Below are 15,825 nucleotides of genomic sequence, written 5' to 3'. Positions count from 1 at the left end.
ACTGAAGAAGACTCTTAGGATTATCGGGAGTCGGGAGTCGGGAGTAGGGAGTCGGGAATCGGGAGTCAGATCAGCGTTCCCTCTTGCCTTTTGCCTCTTGCCTCTTGCCTCTTGCCTCTTGCCTCTTGCCAAAGAGATTATTCACAAATAAATTACCATAACAATATATCCAGAGTAAAAACAAGACACTACCACCATGCCGCGACTGAATCTGATCGTTTCTGATCAAGCTTCTGGAAATCAACAGGCTGCACCTATCGAAAGCCCTGATCACCTCGATGGGAATGGGAAAACAAACCAGCTCCAATCTCAGCAGTTAGACCCCATGACCGGGGTGACATCAAACCCAATTGAGCTGGATTTGGAAGCAGTAAATCAGCAACTGACTGACACTAGCGCTACCAAAATCGTAGAATGGGCAGCTGAAACCTTTGGTGATGGCTTAGTGATGAGTAGCAGCTTTGGGATCCAGTCAGCGGTCATGCTGCACTTGGTCACTAGTGTCGTTCCAGATATACCGGTAATTTGGATAGATACGGGCTACCTACCGGTGAAAACCTATCGATTTGCCGAGGAGTTGATCGAACGGCTCAAGTTGAATGTAAAAGTATACCAGTCTGCCATGAGTCCAGCACGGATGGAAGCGTTGTATGACAGACTCTGGGAAAAGCAGGATGTAGAATCCCTCAACCGCTACGACCAGATCCGCAAGGTGGAACCGATGCAGCGCGCTTTGCGGGAACTGAAGGCAACGGGATGGTTAGCAGGATTGCGCAAGCAACAGACTGACCACCGCAAGAGTATGGGCTGGGTTAACAAGCAGGCAGAGCAGTATAAGATTTTGCCAATTCTTAACTGGCACTCTAGGGATATCTATAAGTATCTCACCGCTCATGATTTACCCTATCATCCCATGTTTGATGAAGGTTATACAACCGTCGGTGATTGGCATTCCAGCCGACCTTTATCCTTTGATGATCAGGATGAACGGGATACCCGTTTTCATGGCCTTAAGCAAGAGTGTGGTATACACTTGCCTGAAACTCCTGGTGAAGCTGCAAGTCTTGATTCTAGTTCGCTTTAATAGGGAACAGGGAGTAGGGAGTAGGGAATTGGAATGCGTACGCGGGCATCTTGGTAGAACTGGCATCAAGCCAGTTTGCTACTATCACAGATGTGTACGCATACTATTCCGATAGTGCCTCTACAAATAATGGGTAGAACTGGCATCAAGCCAGTTTGCTACTACTATCACAGATGTGTAAGCTTACTATTCCGATAGTGGCTCTACAAATAATTGGTAGAACTGGCATCAAGCCAGTTTGCTACAGTAGTCTACAAATAATGTGATTGGCCTACGGCCACGCTACGCGATCGCATACTAGTTTAATAGTGCCTCTACAATCATGCGATCGCATACTGCTTCAATTTTGTAACTATTTTTTTGACAAATTGCACACAACCTTAACTTGTTACCAATACACTTCACCCAGTAATCAACTGGTAACTATTAATCTGTATAAGCTTACTAAATCAACTTCTTGATATAAAGCCAGTGAACTGTAGCGAGAAGTAGCCTGTTCAGTTTCTGGAAGATATAAACTTAGACCACATAATTCCTTTGAATTGGTATTGCTAGGAGGACGGCCACCAAAAAATTATCCTCCTGTTTTGTAGGAGGTAATAACTGATGAACGCAGAAAATCAGCAAATTCAGTAAACTCATTTTGTCTTTGACTGCTGCTCCTGAACAGATGACCAAGTAAAACAAGTGCATCACAATGCTGTTCACCAAAATAGTGATAGGTTGGGAGTTCTGAGTCTCTAATTGCTGGCAAACGGCTGTTGAGAATCGGCTGAAGTAACCGTGAGAGTTTATCTGGAATACCCTCAACGGCTTGGTTGTCTACCAGTGTCAGGGTGTGATACATATCAGCCCTCTCAGAATCCATGATAGCTATGGCTGCTTCACGTCCACCAACCGATGGCTTTTTAAGGTGATTGAGAAAGCTCTCGTAATAGTAATTCGGGGCACCAAGAGTCAGCTGAGAGGCAAGGGTATATCGAGCACAATTCCTGACTTCGTATACAACTTCCAGCGTAGCTTTGTTGCAATTCTGAAAGAAAAGTAGCTCAACTCGTCCATTAGTAGCTTGGTTAAATTTACTAACCGCATTGGCAAACTGGTCAACTCTCATCCAAGTCCGGGTTTGACCAGTTGTCTTGTGATCATCAGGACTAATTTCGTTAATTTTTCCACCGTGACCAACAACAATAACCGCCCAAGACTCTGCTTCAAAGGTTTGATTTGCCCAATCAAGATACGCTGAAAAAGCTGATACGTCACTACTGTTTTCCCCTGCTACATCAATCTCATTGGTAATCCCATTAACAAGCTGACGACGACGCATTTTTGGCTCGCCCCAGTAGTCTGATTGAACGACTACAGCAATTTCAGAGTTTTTCGTACCACGGGTTAACATTTCAACGATTGGCTCACCAAAACGTACAAGGTCGTTATCGTATGGCATCCAATACAAGACCACCCATTGATGACGTGATTTAGTTTGGAAAGACTGGGAACCCACGGCAGAAGAAGAATTCCTACTTACGACTCCAGCAAAGCAAGCTGAACTTAACGCAACATAACGACAGAACTTTCTTCGTTTCATGATCACGACAGAAATGTCAATTCAAGCTTTGTAGCTATCTTGAGAATAACTTAACCTTAATACCAACAGATAAGAGCTGATTCGTAAACTCGCTGTAATCCTTGTAGGATAAGGCTTGCACTAAAATAGAACCATTGAACTATTTAATACCCAGAAGACAATCATAGCAAGGCTTTCAGACTTCTTAAGATTTACTTGACAAATCAGCTCTAATATCTCGGCTACCGCCATCAGCGACAGCTGACGAAGCCAAATACCAACAACGCTTTGCCCACTTCAGCCAATTCTATCAAGCCATCAAAGCTCAACCCTATCCCCTGGACTATCACCAGCAAGGGATTATCGACCATCTCCCAGACCAAAAGCTGCTGATCCTAGGACTAAACTCCGCTTGGCAACTGGACCACCACTTCAAAGACCGTGCTAGCATCCACTCAGGTGCTCTGAGCAATGCCATAACCGAGATTCGCCGTAACCCAGACTATGACAACTGCCTGAAAATAGCGGTTTGGCACCATCCCCTGAATAGTGCTGGAAGCGATAGGATTACTGACCAAGGATTCATCGAACAACTAGCTGTTGCTGGATTCCGCTTCTTCCTGCATGGACACATCCACAAAGCTGAAACCAGTCTTTTCCGTTACGACCTCAGCCAAGATGGGCGCAAACTCGATAGAATTTGTGCTGGCACCTTTGGCGCACCGACCAAAGAACTAGTAACCGGTTATCCCTGGCAATATAATCTACTGACATTTGAAGGTAATCAGCTTACTGTCCGCACTCGCCGCCGGGAAGAAGAAAATGGTGCTTGGAAACCTGATTCACGGTGGACTCAGGGTCCGGGAGAAGGTGCTTTGGATTCTTATTCCATTGAGTTCAGGCTATAATCATGGTCTGCGGTAATCTTGAACAGAGGTCAAACCAATGGTAGTTCGGCAACCTCGCTATAGCAAAGAAGAATTTGCTAGGCGTGGAGATTACATCTATCAGAGTCAAGTACGCCCTTTGGTTGAACCAGGCAATTATGGCAGAATCGTAGCGATTGACATTGAAACTGGGCAGTTTGAGCTGGCTGATGATATTCTCAGTGCTACAAATGGTTTGTTTGAGCGACTCCCAAATGCCCAGCCTTGGATTGTTCGGATTGGGCATCGAGCTGTTCACCGTTTCGGCGCACGGAGCCTCAAACAACATGTATGATGTACGGTCTGGTAAATACAAACTGTGAGGCAACGATTCGGCTAGTCGTTGGTAATGAAAATTCCCAAAGGCGACTGATTGACGCTGTCATTGATACTGGTTATACAGGTTTCTTAAGCTTGCCCCGCGAAACCATCATTGCCCTAAATTTGCCTTGGACTGGAGTTGAGCGAGGAACTTTGGGTGATGGTAGCGAAGCCACCTTTGAGGTATATGCGGCAACTGTGATCTGGGATGGTGAATACCGAAGCATTCCTGTCAATGAAACTGAAACTGATCCATTGGTCGGAATGAGTTTACTTTACGGCTAAGACTTGCGGATTCAAGCTGTGGAAGGTGGCACTGTCATAATCGAAGCATTATAATCATTTCCCTGTGTTTAACTATTCCCATCAGGTGAGTGCGATCAAAAATGCGATTGACATGCAGGTCACGCTACGCGATCGCATTTCCATCATTCTTCCCCAAGGGGACTCCCGTTATAGTCGTGTTAAGCAGCGTCTGGCACTGCCAGTAAGACTTAGCGGGAGGGGAATTGGGGACTGAAGATGTTGCGTATCATTGAAAATTTTTGCTAGAATAAATATATTATTGTGCTCTAAAGAGTACCGGTTTGTTCGCAAGCTGCAAAGCCTCTGCTAGAAGGATGAACCAACAAAAACCTTGAAAAGTAACCCCAATGATTTTATTGATCGGAGGGTTTTAGAGGCTGTTTGGCTCAGCCGTTAAGGGTTTTCTGCTCTTAAGAATCCCCCGCTATAATCTTCGATTTAGCGGTGGGAGTGTCAAAACTTCTCTTCTAACTATTCCGGTCTTGCCATCACTTAATTAATACAGTGGCTGCAAGTGATTAATTCAATGGGGGGCAGTGCCTAGCAACACCCAATGCCGCAGCTGATTTTATCTGTTTGGTGCACTGCCCACCCTACATCAACTTGCTGGAATGGACATCTTGGTGAAACGGGCATCTTGGTGGAACGGGCATCTTGGTGGAATGGACATCTTGGTGGAACGGGTATCTTGGTGGAACGGGCATCTTGCCCGTTTCCATACTCTTCAATTGTCCTGACTAACCTGATGTTGTGCCAAGAGCTGCTCAAATTCCTCAAGGGAGTTACTCTCAAGAGAGTGATCAATCAACTGTTTCAACAAAGAGATATCTTCTATGGCATTAATCGCTGCCACCAATTCCGGTGATACCAATTCAAACCGCTTTTCTAAAATTTTAACTACTGTCCCTTGAAAGCCTTCCCGAGATTCTTGAAGTCCTTGTTGAAGTCCTTGTTGAAGTCCTTGTTGAAGTCCTTGTTGAAGTCCTTGTTGAAGACCCCTCTTCATTGCCCTTTCTTCGACTCGACTAATCAAAGGCATCTGTCTTTCCTCCTGATAACGTTCAAGTTGTTGATTCAGCTCCAGTTCTAACTGTTCCGGTAAAGCCATCATTTGATCAATACACTGGAACAGCTTCACTATATCGTTTTTACTATAACCTTGTTCAAAAAGTCTCCGAAGTAGGTACCACTTCCATCGCTTGCGCTCCATTGGTTGTTTATGGGTGGCTTTGGTCTTCAAATGAGCCATCACCACTACTGCAAAGGGATTAGTACTCGATTCCAACACCTGCCACATTGACTGATAGTTCAGTAATTTAACTATGGGAAATTCTAGACTCAGGCGACAACCTCCCAAGCCATATTCATAGGACGATGGAGACCAAGAAGCATTCTCATCTCCCAATACTGCTAAGCTAATCACAGGTTTTTCGTACAGGTCAAATGCTCTGTAATGATATTGGTACATTCGCTTAGCAAAAGTTGATTCTTTTTGGCTTTGTACCTCTACATGAATCAATACCCAAGTTTCATTTCCACCACAGAGCCAGACCTGGAATAATTTATCAGCAATTCGTTTTCCTGATTCAGCAGCACCAACTATCTGCTGTAGTTCTGTATCAAGGGCTTGGGGTGTCTGATTCCAATCAATCAGAGTGTGGACTTGGGGAAAACAAAACTGCAAAAATGACTTAAAATAGGCTTGTAATGCTTCTTTCCAAGGATTGTCATAGTCAGCTATGGGTTCGTTCATTTCTATCTTTTAATTCTAGACTAATCCTAAAAACTATCGTTAGCTATCAGCTATCAGCTATCAGCTATCAGCTATCAGCTAGTGGCCTTTGGCCAACGAATGATTACAAACCATCTAACGACAAAGATACAATGAATATCGTTGCTGTCATGGTAATCAGTGTATAAAATTGTATAGTAAAAGAGCAGATTATGGGGAGATTAATACTAAAATTGCTGAAAGCAATCTCTAGAATTTATAAAATAAGTTAAATCGACAATTTAGTAATTTTATGGAATAGGGATGCAGCCAGTAAAAAGGGGAGCCAGTTGCTGATCTGACTCCCCATCTTTTAAAGTGTCCTGTGTTTAACTATTCCGATCAGGTGACTGGTATTAGAAAAGCGATTGACCTTGGCCTTTAGGCCACGCTACGCGAATGGTCACGCTATGCGATCGCTTTTCTATACTGTCGTTCTTTGTGATCAAGCTTCAGCTCCATTTCTTACTATTCCGGTAAAGCTATCATTTGCTAAATACACTGGCTACAAGTAATTAATCCGATCGTGGGCAGTGGGTACCAACGCCCTCCAGCTGATCTTATCTGTCTAATCCACTGCCCACCCTACATAACATCAGCTATTCCGGTCAAGCCATCATTTGCTAAATACACTGGCTACAAGTAATTAATCCGATCGTGGGCAGTGCCTACTAACGGGCTTTCCCAGCTGATCTTATCTGTCTGATGTACTGCCCACCCTACATAAACTTCCCACTGAATGCTGATAGCTGAATGCTGATAGCTGAATGCTGATAGCTGAATGCTTACACTAGGACTAACCCACTTGCCTGTTAGTCTCCAAACTCATCAAAAAACAACCTACGGCTACCTAAGAATAAACCAGGGCTATTCTCTCCAGTAGAAAAAGCAGTGACTCCAAATAAATAAGAACCACTAAACTCAGGATTTTCCTTAGCTCTAACCGAAACTGTAATGGTTTGACCAGGAGCAACCGGTGGATCAAACACAACAGTTACTTGATCCGAGTTAGACGATTCACTACCGCCAATATTAGCCAAGGTCAGGGATGAGCCACCAGCAAAAGTGTCGCCCACAAACCCACGACTCTTTCTCGGATCAAATTTGACTTTCTCGATATTAGTTTTATTCTGGGTAATCGTTACAGCTTGCAAAGACTCTCCAGCATCTTCAGGTAATCTGAGGGTGAATTGGTACGTTGATGGAACCCTTACTCTAGTAAAGCTCGTAGCTGCCCTAACTAAGCGCGGAGCACGGTTAAACACAGTCTTACCATTACCGATTTCAATCGTCTTAGCAGGTAAGCCATAAAGAGTAGTGGGTAGCAATATACCCAATAAAAATGCACCAGAGCCTACAAGACGAGCCTTAGTTAATCCCCAACGTGCTATATTATTAGTCATCTCAATCACCTCTAATCAAGAAAGCGCCCTAAACCAATTGACTGTTTAACGAAAAATTGTTAAATAACAACCAATACCCTTCAACGATAACTACTCTACCGGATTTAATATTTAGGATAAGACTCTCCGGTTAAAATTACGTGATATCTACCTTAGAAAACCATAATAAAACCGAATATAGCGTTGCTCATACCTATTAGATACAGAGGATTTTTTACCACTCCCCACTCCCTACTCCCCACTCCCTACTCCCTACTCCCTACTCCCTTAACGCCAGCCAAACCAACGCATTACTGGCACTAACAGGTAATAACTCACCCCTAGCCAAAATCCTTGTAATATAGCCAACATAGCAAAAAAAGTCATGGGCTGATAGAAATCCAGTTTACCGGTTCTAGAAAAGGAAAAAATATTAACCACAAATCCTGCTGGCAATAGATGAGATGACACTAGACCCCCAAATACGCCACCAGTTCCTGCTGCCACCACTAAGGCATGAACGAGATTATGACTGGGTAGCCCTAATCCTAGTACCAGGAGCATTACTGTAACCGCAGTAATCCATGGCAGCAACCCCTGGTCAGGTAGATCAGAAACCAATAATACCGTAGGTACCGTTGCCTGCCACATCAACCATCCCAGGCTATAACCAAAAATACCCATTATCCCTGCCACTAAAAAACGCCGCTGCTGACCAAAGCCTCCTGCAGCCGTCAACCCCCAAGCTGTACCTAAGCCAGCCGCCGCAAACAACAGCATTTCTTGCCACATTGTTATTTGCAGCGAAGGCAAGATCATAGACAGTTCCCCAGAGAGCCAATTTGTCACTTTCTCCCCAAGACTTGTCCAATTCAATACCATAAACCCAACCGTTGCACAAAAAACTCCCCCAAAAGCTCCGAGGAACATCTCCCAAACACTATCGAGACAAGCTAGTGCGATGCTGATCACTACTGCTAATAGGAAATGTTTTAGGGATGTGATCGAATGAGTCAACCCTGTCACAGATTGTGTTAGTTTAGGGCTAGATAACCCCAGAGCAGCTACCTGATTTCCTTGAAACGAATAGACTGGTGCTGGGATAGGCTGGTAACTAGGGCTAGGAGTCATACCTAGACGCAGATGAATCTCAATGGTAGTTGTTGGTCGTTGTTGGGGTACTACGCTGAGCATTTCATCTAGCAAGTCCGCCAAGTCATGACTTACCACTGCCTGCTCTCGCCACCGAAATTGACCAGTTACTGGGTCTTGTAAATCCTTCAACTCTTGACCAGTCAGTAAATGAATCATGGTTCGACTCAGGGCATAGAAATCAGCAGCCGGTCCAATGGCTGCACCAGTTATCTGTTCCGGTGGAGAGTAACCTGGAGTAATCAACCGAGTCGAATCATTCTGAGAAAACTCAGAACCCATACTCAATTGTTTAGCTCCCCCAAAATCAATCACCACTAGCTCTCCGGTGGTTTCCCGTAGCATTAAATTTGAGGGTTTGATGTCACGGTGAATCACTCCACAACTGTGCAACACCTGTAAAATTTCTGCTGCCTGGTAGAGCCAGTCTCGCACTAATATCTCTGGACATCCCTGAGGATGATCCCTGAGCATTTGCTCCAAGGTTGAACCGTTGATTTTTTCCATAACCAAACAGTGCAGGTCTGGCTGTGCCTCAACACCTAGATCAACGACAAAATAGCTATCTTGCTCAACTTTGGGAATGCCTGGATGATCCAAACCTTGCAAAACATCTGCCTCTTGCTGAAATAGCTGCAATACCTTCGGTTTAGTATCCAGCAGAACCTTCAGCACCTTTTCTGTCTTCGACTGCAAATCCCAAACGGTGTATATGTTGGCAAATCCTCCTGAACCCAAAAGCTGGAGAGGAAAGTAGCGATTCTTGAGCTTTAACTTTGCTCCACAACCATTGCAAAAGTTGTTATCCCTTGGCTGAGGGTAGGGTGCTGGGCAATTGGGATTAATGCAATGAATTGATTCAGCAACAAATGGATGCACAATACAGCTCAAGAGACATTGTGATTTGATTTTATCGAACTTAGGAATTTTCTGATTAGTTAATTGAAATTTTGATCAAACGACCTTTAACTTTCTCCTAAGCACCACTGGCGGGAAAACTGCCACCGATAAAGTGAATATCACTGAAGGTTTCGATCCACAGACGAGCTCCACAATCAAGAGGGTTATCCGGCTGATACACAATCCGACACGGACCGAGGATTTCTACCTGGTTGCCATAGTTATTGTGGCCACTTCGTTTTACCGAAATCACTGGTAGCCGCTCTTCAGGGCTTTTGTGGTTATTGGAGCCAATTCGATTACGATTGACATTAATTTTGGCTAAAGCCGGAGGACGACTTTTACGCCAAGTTCCTTTCGGTCCCCGGTTCTTCTTGGTGATTTGCGGCAAATAGTTGAACAGGGGAATAATCCAGAATTTACCGCTTTTATAAGCACCCCTTACTCTACCGGACTCAAGCAGTTGCCGTAATCGTCGAGGAGTTATACCCAACAGAGATGCTGCTTCAGTAGTACCAACACACTTGTTCATTTGTTATTTTCCTCTCACTTAGATTACTATTCCGATATCAGTATTATAACTAATCATCAAAGAATTGGCAAGGACACAAGCCAAATTTAGGTGTTAGGTTTTAGGTGTTAGGTTCTGGGTTTTGGGTTTAGTACTTAATACCTAGTACCTAATGTCTAATGTCTAATGCCTAATGCCTAAAGAACTAGACCACTAAAGTACTGGACTACTATGGCCACCTATCCCGGAATTTCCAGCGAAGCCTTCAAACACCCCCTTGACCAACAAGCAGAGCAAGCGTTACGCAGTGTCCCTGGTTTTGACTTAGTTTCTCGTAAGTTTGTGGAATTTCTTTACGAGCGTCCCCAGTTTGTCTATCTGATGGGGAACAGTATCAAAGTCGGACCGCGCCAGTATGCCAATATTTATCACTTATTTCGAGAATGTGTTCGGGATTTAGATGTAAATCCCGAACCAGCCCTATTTGTTAGTCAAAACTCTCAGGTTAATAGCTATGCTTTAGGTCAAGACAATCCTTACATCGTTGTAAACACTGGCTTATTAGACTTACTCAATGAAGCAGAAATTCGTACTATCCTGGCTCACGAATTAGGACATATCAAGTGCGGTCACACCATCTTAATTCAGATGGGTATTTGGGCAATGAATGCTGCCTCTATTTTAAGTGAAATGACCTTTGGCTTAGGGAATATCGTCAGCACTGGCTTACTTTTCGCTTTTTATGAATGGCGTCGCAAAGCTGAATTATCCGCTGACCGTGCTGCCTTACTAGTGATAGATGACCTGAAGACTGTGATGCAAACGATGATGAAAGTGTCTGGTGGGAGTGCTAAGCATCTACAGGAATGCAGTCTTGATGAATTTATCCGTCAATCAGAAAATTATCAAGAACTAGACCAAGACAGTCTCAATCAAATCTATAAGTTTTTACTCTATAATGGTGGTATTAATCGTCAATTTCTGAGCCATCCCTTTCCAGTTGAACGCATACACTACCTGCGAAAGTGGGCAAATTCCGAGGAATATCGCCAAATTCGTCAGGGCAATTATCAACGTGTTACCAAAGAGGGAGCAGTTGACGTTGACTCCAATCCACCATCGAACAACTCAGTGAATGAAGCGGAACAGTTGCAGCGTCAAATCCAGGAATTGCAACGGGAAATTAATCGCATCAAGAAGAAATAATGTCAGCTGTCAGCTGTCAGCCGTCAGCTGTCAGCCGTCAGCTGTCAGCTTACCTGGAAACCCGACTCCCAACTCCGGACTCCCGATTCCCGACTCCCGACTCCCGATTCCCCACTCCCTACTCCCTACTCCCTACTCCCTGCTCCCTTTGCTTGATGTTGAGAATACCAAGTAGAGAGTGCTAAGTGATGTACTTCTAACCAAGAGCAGTTATTTTCCTTGGCTAACTTAGCGCAATCTTGGTATTCTGGGTGGACATTCATAATCGTTTTGTGAGGTGAGCGATCGCTCCAAGCCACTTTCACACTAATTTGGCCATACTTAGTCTGTACCTGCTGGATTTCCCGAGGTAAGATCGCTCTTTGCTGAGTCAGACGTCGCACTCCTAAGGTAGTGGTTTCTCGGAATAATACTGCCTGACAGGCCTCTAGATCTTGAGGATGACAGATGACACTGAGCAGGATACCGGGTCGAGATTTCTTCATGCCAATAGCTTGAGTGAACACATCCACAGCACCAGCGTTAAATAACTCTTGGAATACATAGCCAATGGCTTGAGGATTGAGGTCATCAATTTGAGTCTCTAGGACTGAGATAGTTTCTAGGGAAGAGTTAGCAGAAGAAGAGTTAGCAGAAAGGGGTGACTGGTGTAGGGTTTGTGGGGGTAAGTTTGACGGTTTAACCTTGAAATTGCCAACATTAACAGCTTCTGAGGACTCACCAATCCACAATCGCAACATATTGGGAATGGGTAATTGTCGAGAACCGGCACCATTACCTATTTTTTGGATAGTCATTGCTGGTGGTGAACCAAAGCTAGTGGCTAAGGTAACGGCAATCGCTGCTCCTGTTGGTGTTACTAATTCCCGCTCAATCCCATTACTGTAAACTGGCACCTGACGGGATTCCCACAATTTCAGTACTGCTGGTACTGGCACCGGTAGCCGACCATGAGCTGCCCATACTGTACCGCCACCAGTGGGGAGTGGGGAACAATAGATTTGGTCAATTCCTAGCCAATCTAAGCCTAAGCAAGTACCAACTATATCGATAATGGCATCAGTAGCGCCTACTTCATGGAAGTGAACCTTGTCTGGGGAAATACCATGAACGGCTCCTTCGGCTTCTGCTAGTTTCCGGAAGATAGCAAGAGTCCACTGGGATACTCTTGAGGGTAATTTTCCTGCTGTAATTAATTTTTCTATGTCTGGTAAGTGTCGTGTGGGATGATGATTATGATTCTGCTCAGGTGTACTGATCTCTGTTATGCCTGACCTGTGTTGATGATGGTGTTCATGGCCGTGTTCATGGTGGTGTTCATGGCCGTGTTCCTGTTGATGGTGATCATGCTTATAGTTTTGATCTGGTAAATCTACATCAACTTTGGTTGCCAACTGACCATTGTGGTGTACTTGGCTAAGTCTTAAGTGATACTCTTGCTCAATTCCGAGTCCTGCTAGCTTGTCCACTAAATATTCCCACGGTACACCCGCAGAAACTAGTGCTCCTAGGCACATATCACCAGCAATTCCAGTGGGACAATCTAAGTAAGCTAGCTTTGTCATTCTAGATCTTCTTGATTAAGACAAATTAATTAAAACAAATTAATTAAGACAAAAGGATTTGGAGCAATTCATCCCCCACAAACCCTACAGGTCTATATCAGGGAATTATGGCCAGATCTTGCTAACTATACTGACATCTGAGTCAGAAAAAGCCAAACTGGCAACACACTTAGGTCGGAGTAGTTTTTAATCCTTTGGCAGAACCGTGTCTATGTCTGGCCTTGGTGAATTTTCCCAAGGCTAGGCTTTAGCAATTCAATATTGACGAATTCAACAATATTTATGGCTACTATTTATACTATCCATCCGGAAACACCTCAAATACGTCGAATAGAGAAAATAAGAGAGTCTCTGGAAGATGGTGCAGTGATGCTCTATCCCACTGACACTGTCTATGCCATTGGTTGTGATGTACATGTGAAGTCCGCAGTGCAACGAGTTAGGCGTTTGAAGCAACTATCCAATGATAAACCCCTGACGTTTTTGTGTTCGTCTCTGTCCAATATTGCTAAATATGCTCGGGTAAGTGATCCAGCTTACCGGATTATGAAGCATTTGATTCCGGGACCCTATACGTTCTTGTTACCAGCAACCAAGTTAGTACCTAAGCTGGTGATGAGTCCCAATCGTAAAACTACTGGTATCCGAGTCCCAGATCATAACGTTTGTCAGGCGTTGCTTTCAGCTCTAGGTCATCCAATTATTTCTACCTCAGCTCATCTACCGAATCAGGATGGTGACACTCCAACGGTGGGATTGGAACGGGCTAAACTATTTGATGCTCTCGATGGTCTAGTAGACATCATTGTGGACAATGACTTAGAACCGGGATTTCAAGTCTCAACTATCCTCGACCTGACTAGTTCAGAACCGATGATGGTGCGGCAGGGTTTGGGATGGGATGAAGCGATCGCTTGGATTTAGCTAGTGCTTTAGCTAGTGATTAACTAGTCAGCTCAGGTTGGGAGGAAGCGATCGCTTGGATTTAGCTAGTGCTTTAGCTAGTGATTAACTAGTCAGCTCAGGTTGGGTAATGAGAGCATCAAGCACTACTTGACTACAACAAAACCTTAGTCGTTTACGGAAAAGTCATCACTAGTTCAGTCAGTTTCTGGATTGACCACTCCTCAGGTTTTGGTCATCCTGAATCATCTTGATGGTTGAAAGTATTGAACGCTATATATAGTAAGCATTTCAGCGTTATGTAATCCTACGGAAACTACAGGAGTGCTGGGGGTCACAACTAGTCAGCTTAGAGTAGTCACACACTCACCGAACCAGGGCTAGACTCACGAGTCTACATTTAGGGTGGACAAGGACAAAGGACAGCGGACCACTCCAAGGTTTGTAGATCACATTCACACACATTTCCTCTGTTGCTTGTTTAATGGCAATTCTGTGAATCTATTTTTGGGGGCAATACCATGCAAGTTAAAACGGTTACTAATAATCAAAATTCCGCCACTAACAATCAGGCTCCGGAAATTACTCTAGATAATCAAAACCAAAACTTGACCCAGGTCTTAGTGGAGGAACTCCAGTCGGAAATTGGAACTAAATCCAGGAGTATTCAAGCGGTTGCCCACCGGATCACCTTGGAGGTAGAACGGATTTGTACTAAGAGCGATCGCATCCAGAATTCCGGTGAAATTGATACTTGGAAGTTGAATCTAGCACGTCATCGACTGCACAAATGTCTGTCATACTACAAACTAGGTTCTCGGCAGGGTCGTGTGGAACTCCATAGTAACCTGAGTACCATGGTTTATCGCCATGTGGCACCGTCCCAATCTCAGTTAAACTTTTCTGCTCGATACAATTTGATTGAGGACTTTTTACAGGACTTTTACGCTGAGTGCCTCAAAGCCTTCCGCCGGGAAAATCCTGTCGATTCTGACTACACTCCCCGTACCCAGCTAGAACTAGCAGAGTACATGGGCTTTAGTGAGCAATATGCTAAGCGACGCATTACCCTACGTGGTCGCGGTAGCCAGCAGTTGATTGTACTCAGAGCACAAAGCTTTTCCCGACGTCAGCCTAATGAAACCCCTGTGGATATTGAACAGGCTGTGGAGTATGGTAGGGATGAAGAAGCCCAAGAGCACAACCGTTCAGCTACTGCACAACAGGTACGTTCAAACCTGATTGAGAAAACCATTGACCCCAGCGATGCTGTTTTACGCGATCGCATTATCTCTGAGTTGATCAAATACCTAGAGTCTAACGGTCATAATGACTGTGCTGATTATCTAGTGCTAAAGCTACAAGACCTGGCTGCACCAGAGATTGACGAAATCATGGGTCTGACACCCCGTCAGCGGGATTATCTACAACAGCGCTTTAAATACCATGTAGAAAAGTTCTCTCGTTCAGCTCAGTGGAAACTGGTACACCAATGGCTAGGAGCAGACCTGGATCAAAAACTAGGGATGTCATCGAAGCAGTGGGATATCTTTGTGGCCCAACTCGATAGCCAACAGCTAGCGTTACTGCCCCTGAAACAGGCGCAAAAGAGTGATAAAGAAATTGCCAAAGCTCTCAAGTGTACCCAAAAACAAGTGCAAAAGCGCTGGACTAAGGTTTTGGAACTAGCTTGGAAGACTCGTAACTCAGAAATTGGCCATGGTAATTAGACTTAAATCTCCTTCTGCAACCAAGTAAGGAGGAGAGTTAGGTAAAGCTTAAGTAGTTAAGCCAACACCGACAAAGTATTAAGTTTGCTATGGTTATGTTAACAATTGAAAACTCGTACCGCGTATTTCTATTTATTTTTATTCTAGGTTTTAGGCTAATGGAGTTCGGGATTAGGTACACCAGGGGCAGTTGAGAGCTTTCGTGCTCAAGTCGGGGCGCTTCATACGCTTGTCAGAAGCATAGAGCGATTTAACCTAGAGCGATTTAACCTAGAGCGATTTAACCTAGAGCGATTCAACCATTGGCCTAGACCCTTAAAAGTATTTCGCGGCTGCAGATCCAATCTGGTCAATCAACCTATAGTCATTACAGTAAGTATCTATGGTAGTCAATATTGCTCAAGGGTCTGCTTCACCTAAGATAGCAGCAAAAAATCAACAAGCTCTCCGGCAAGTGTGGGAAACGATTGAGCCTGATAGCTGTCCCTATCGCTACAATTT

At 44.3% G+C, this 15,825-nt stretch carries 16 protein-coding genes; 10 read left to right on the top strand and 6 right to left on the bottom strand.

Going from position 1 to position 15,825, the window contains the following annotated elements; all coding sequences use genetic code 11:
- Window positions 1-325 precede the first annotated feature (325 nt).
- Window positions 326-1,084, top strand: coding sequence for a phosphoadenylyl-sulfate reductase (locus F6K38_RS24385; RefSeq protein ID WP_287295834.1), 759 nt, complete (start codon window positions 326-328; stop codon window positions 1,082-1,084).
- Between the two features lie 574 nt (window positions 1,085-1,658).
- On the opposite strand, the gene F6K38_RS24380 is transcribed toward F6K38_RS24385, so the two are convergent.
- Window positions 1,659-2,672: a clostripain-related cysteine peptidase gene (locus F6K38_RS24380; protein ID WP_287357714.1), complete on the bottom strand. Its 1,014-nt coding sequence runs from the start codon at window positions 2,670-2,672 to the stop codon at window positions 1,659-1,661.
- Window positions 2,673-3,596: 924 nt separating this feature from the next.
- Here F6K38_RS24380 and F6K38_RS24375 point away from each other — a divergent pair.
- The 4 genes from F6K38_RS24375 (at window position 3,597) to F6K38_RS24360 (ending at window position 4,941) form a co-directional block, all read left to right on the top strand.
- Window positions 3,597-3,872, top strand: coding sequence for a hypothetical protein (locus F6K38_RS24375; RefSeq protein ID WP_287357711.1), 276 nt, complete (start codon window positions 3,597-3,599; stop codon window positions 3,870-3,872).
- Window positions 3,869-4,183, top strand: coding sequence for a clan AA aspartic protease (locus F6K38_RS24370; protein ID WP_287250506.1), 315 nt, complete (start codon window positions 3,869-3,871; stop codon window positions 4,181-4,183). The genes F6K38_RS24375 and F6K38_RS24370 overlap by 4 nt, the downstream gene beginning before the upstream one ends.
- 64 nt (window positions 4,184-4,247) lie before the next feature.
- Entirely contained in the window at window positions 4,248-4,418 is a 171-nt protein-coding gene (locus tag F6K38_RS24365; protein WP_287357708.1) for a hypothetical protein, read from the top strand.
- A 397-nt stretch (window positions 4,419-4,815) separates the two neighbouring features.
- A complete protein-coding gene (locus F6K38_RS24360) occupies window positions 4,816-4,941 on the top strand; it encodes a hypothetical protein (protein WP_287250500.1) in 126 nt (41 codons plus the stop codon).
- Here the strand turns inward: F6K38_RS24360 and F6K38_RS24355 are convergent.
- Window positions 4,929-5,957: an RpnC/YadD family protein gene (locus F6K38_RS24355; protein WP_287357705.1), complete on the bottom strand. Its 1,029-nt coding sequence runs from the start codon at window positions 5,955-5,957 to the stop codon at window positions 4,929-4,931. The two genes, F6K38_RS24360 and F6K38_RS24355, sit on opposite strands and share 13 nt — an antisense overlap.
- 386 nt (window positions 5,958-6,343) lie before the next feature.
- Between F6K38_RS24355 and F6K38_RS24350 the strand changes: the two genes are divergently transcribed.
- Entirely contained in the window at window positions 6,344-6,490 is a 147-nt protein-coding gene (locus F6K38_RS24350) for a hypothetical protein (protein WP_287250497.1), read from the top strand.
- 297 nt (window positions 6,491-6,787) lie between these two features.
- Here F6K38_RS24350 and F6K38_RS24345 read toward each other — a convergent pair whose 3' ends face one another.
- The 3 genes from F6K38_RS24345 to F6K38_RS24335 all read right to left on the bottom strand — a co-directional run bounded on the left by F6K38_RS24345 (window position 6,788) and on the right by F6K38_RS24335 (window position 9,941).
- Window positions 6,788-7,378 (bottom strand): DUF2808 domain-containing protein, encoded by a 591-nt coding sequence (locus F6K38_RS24345; protein WP_287250494.1) that lies wholly within the window; start codon window positions 7,376-7,378, stop codon window positions 6,788-6,790.
- A gap of 267 nt (window positions 7,379-7,645) precedes the next feature.
- Window positions 7,646-9,388, bottom strand: coding sequence for a serine/threonine protein kinase (locus F6K38_RS24340; RefSeq protein ID WP_287250491.1), 1,743 nt, complete (start codon window positions 9,386-9,388; stop codon window positions 7,646-7,648).
- Window positions 9,389-9,485: 97 nt separating this feature from the next.
- Window positions 9,486-9,941, bottom strand: a complete 456-nt coding sequence (locus F6K38_RS24335) for a helix-turn-helix domain-containing protein (RefSeq protein ID WP_008185506.1) — start codon at window positions 9,939-9,941, stop codon at window positions 9,486-9,488.
- A gap of 210 nt (window positions 9,942-10,151) precedes the next feature.
- Between F6K38_RS24335 and F6K38_RS24330 the strand changes: the two genes are divergently transcribed.
- Window positions 10,152-11,126, top strand: a complete 975-nt coding sequence (locus F6K38_RS24330; protein ID WP_008185504.1) for a M48 family metallopeptidase — start codon at window positions 10,152-10,154, stop codon at window positions 11,124-11,126.
- Window positions 11,126-11,311: a hypothetical protein gene (locus F6K38_RS24325; protein WP_131827238.1), complete on the top strand. Its 186-nt coding sequence runs from the start codon at window positions 11,126-11,128 to the stop codon at window positions 11,309-11,311. Before F6K38_RS24330 ends, F6K38_RS24325 begins: the two co-directional genes overlap by 1 nt.
- On the opposite strand, the gene larC is transcribed toward F6K38_RS24325, so the two are convergent.
- A complete protein-coding gene (gene larC / locus F6K38_RS24320; RefSeq protein WP_287311692.1) occupies window positions 11,252-12,691 on the bottom strand; it encodes a nickel pincer cofactor biosynthesis protein LarC in 1,440 nt (479 codons plus the stop codon). The two genes, F6K38_RS24325 and larC, sit on opposite strands and share 60 nt — an antisense overlap.
- A gap of 282 nt (window positions 12,692-12,973) precedes the next feature.
- Here larC and F6K38_RS24315 point away from each other — a divergent pair, with 282 nt between their 5' ends.
- On the top strand, window positions 12,974-13,615 hold the full coding sequence (locus F6K38_RS24315; protein ID WP_008185499.1) for an L-threonylcarbamoyladenylate synthase: 642 nt from the start codon (window positions 12,974-12,976) through the stop codon (window positions 13,613-13,615).
- 500 nt (window positions 13,616-14,115) lie between these two features.
- Window positions 14,116-15,324 (top strand): HetZ-related protein, encoded by a 1,209-nt coding sequence (locus F6K38_RS24310; protein WP_008185497.1) that lies wholly within the window; start codon window positions 14,116-14,118, stop codon window positions 15,322-15,324.
- Window positions 15,325-15,825 lie beyond the last annotated feature (501 nt).

It is taken from the genome of Moorena sp. SIO3B2 (assembly GCF_010692525.1).
Classification (GTDB): Bacteria; Cyanobacteriota; Cyanobacteriia; order Cyanobacteriales; family Coleofasciculaceae; genus Moorena; species Moorena producens.
This window is presented reverse-complemented; position numbering and strand designations above follow the sequence as displayed.

Bases quoted from the DNA above. Each gene is read 5' to 3' on its own strand.
- F6K38_RS24385 (WP_287295834.1), top strand. From the start codon at position 326: ATGACCGGGGTGACATCAAACCCAATTGAGCTGGATTTGGAAGCAGTA.
- F6K38_RS24380 (WP_287357714.1), bottom strand. From the start codon at position 2,672: ATGAAACGAAGAAAGTTCTGTCGTTATGTTGCGTTAAGTTCAGCTTGC.
- F6K38_RS24375 (WP_287357711.1), top strand. From the start codon at position 3,597: ATGGTAGTTCGGCAACCTCGCTATAGCAAAGAAGAATTTGCTAGGCGT.
- F6K38_RS24370 (WP_287250506.1), top strand. From the start codon at position 3,869: ATGATGTACGGTCTGGTAAATACAAACTGTGAGGCAACGATTCGGCTA.
- F6K38_RS24360 (WP_287250500.1), top strand. From the start codon at position 4,816: ATGGACATCTTGGTGAAACGGGCATCTTGGTGGAACGGGCATCTTGGT.
- F6K38_RS24355 (WP_287357705.1), bottom strand. From the start codon at position 5,957: ATGAACGAACCCATAGCTGACTATGACAATCCTTGGAAAGAAGCATTA.
- F6K38_RS24345 (WP_287250494.1), bottom strand. From the start codon at position 7,378: ATGACTAATAATATAGCACGTTGGGGATTAACTAAGGCTCGTCTTGTA.
- F6K38_RS24335 (WP_008185506.1), bottom strand. From the start codon at position 9,941: ATGAACAAGTGTGTTGGTACTACTGAAGCAGCATCTCTGTTGGGTATA.
- F6K38_RS24330 (WP_008185504.1), top strand. From the start codon at position 10,152: ATGGCCACCTATCCCGGAATTTCCAGCGAAGCCTTCAAACACCCCCTT.
- F6K38_RS24325 (WP_131827238.1), top strand. From the start codon at position 11,126: ATGTCAGCTGTCAGCTGTCAGCCGTCAGCTGTCAGCCGTCAGCTGTCA.
- larC (WP_287311692.1), bottom strand. From the start codon at position 12,691: ATGACAAAGCTAGCTTACTTAGATTGTCCCACTGGAATTGCTGGTGAT.
- F6K38_RS24315 (WP_008185499.1), top strand. From the start codon at position 12,974: ATGGCTACTATTTATACTATCCATCCGGAAACACCTCAAATACGTCGA.
- F6K38_RS24310 (WP_008185497.1), top strand. From the start codon at position 14,116: ATGCAAGTTAAAACGGTTACTAATAATCAAAATTCCGCCACTAACAAT.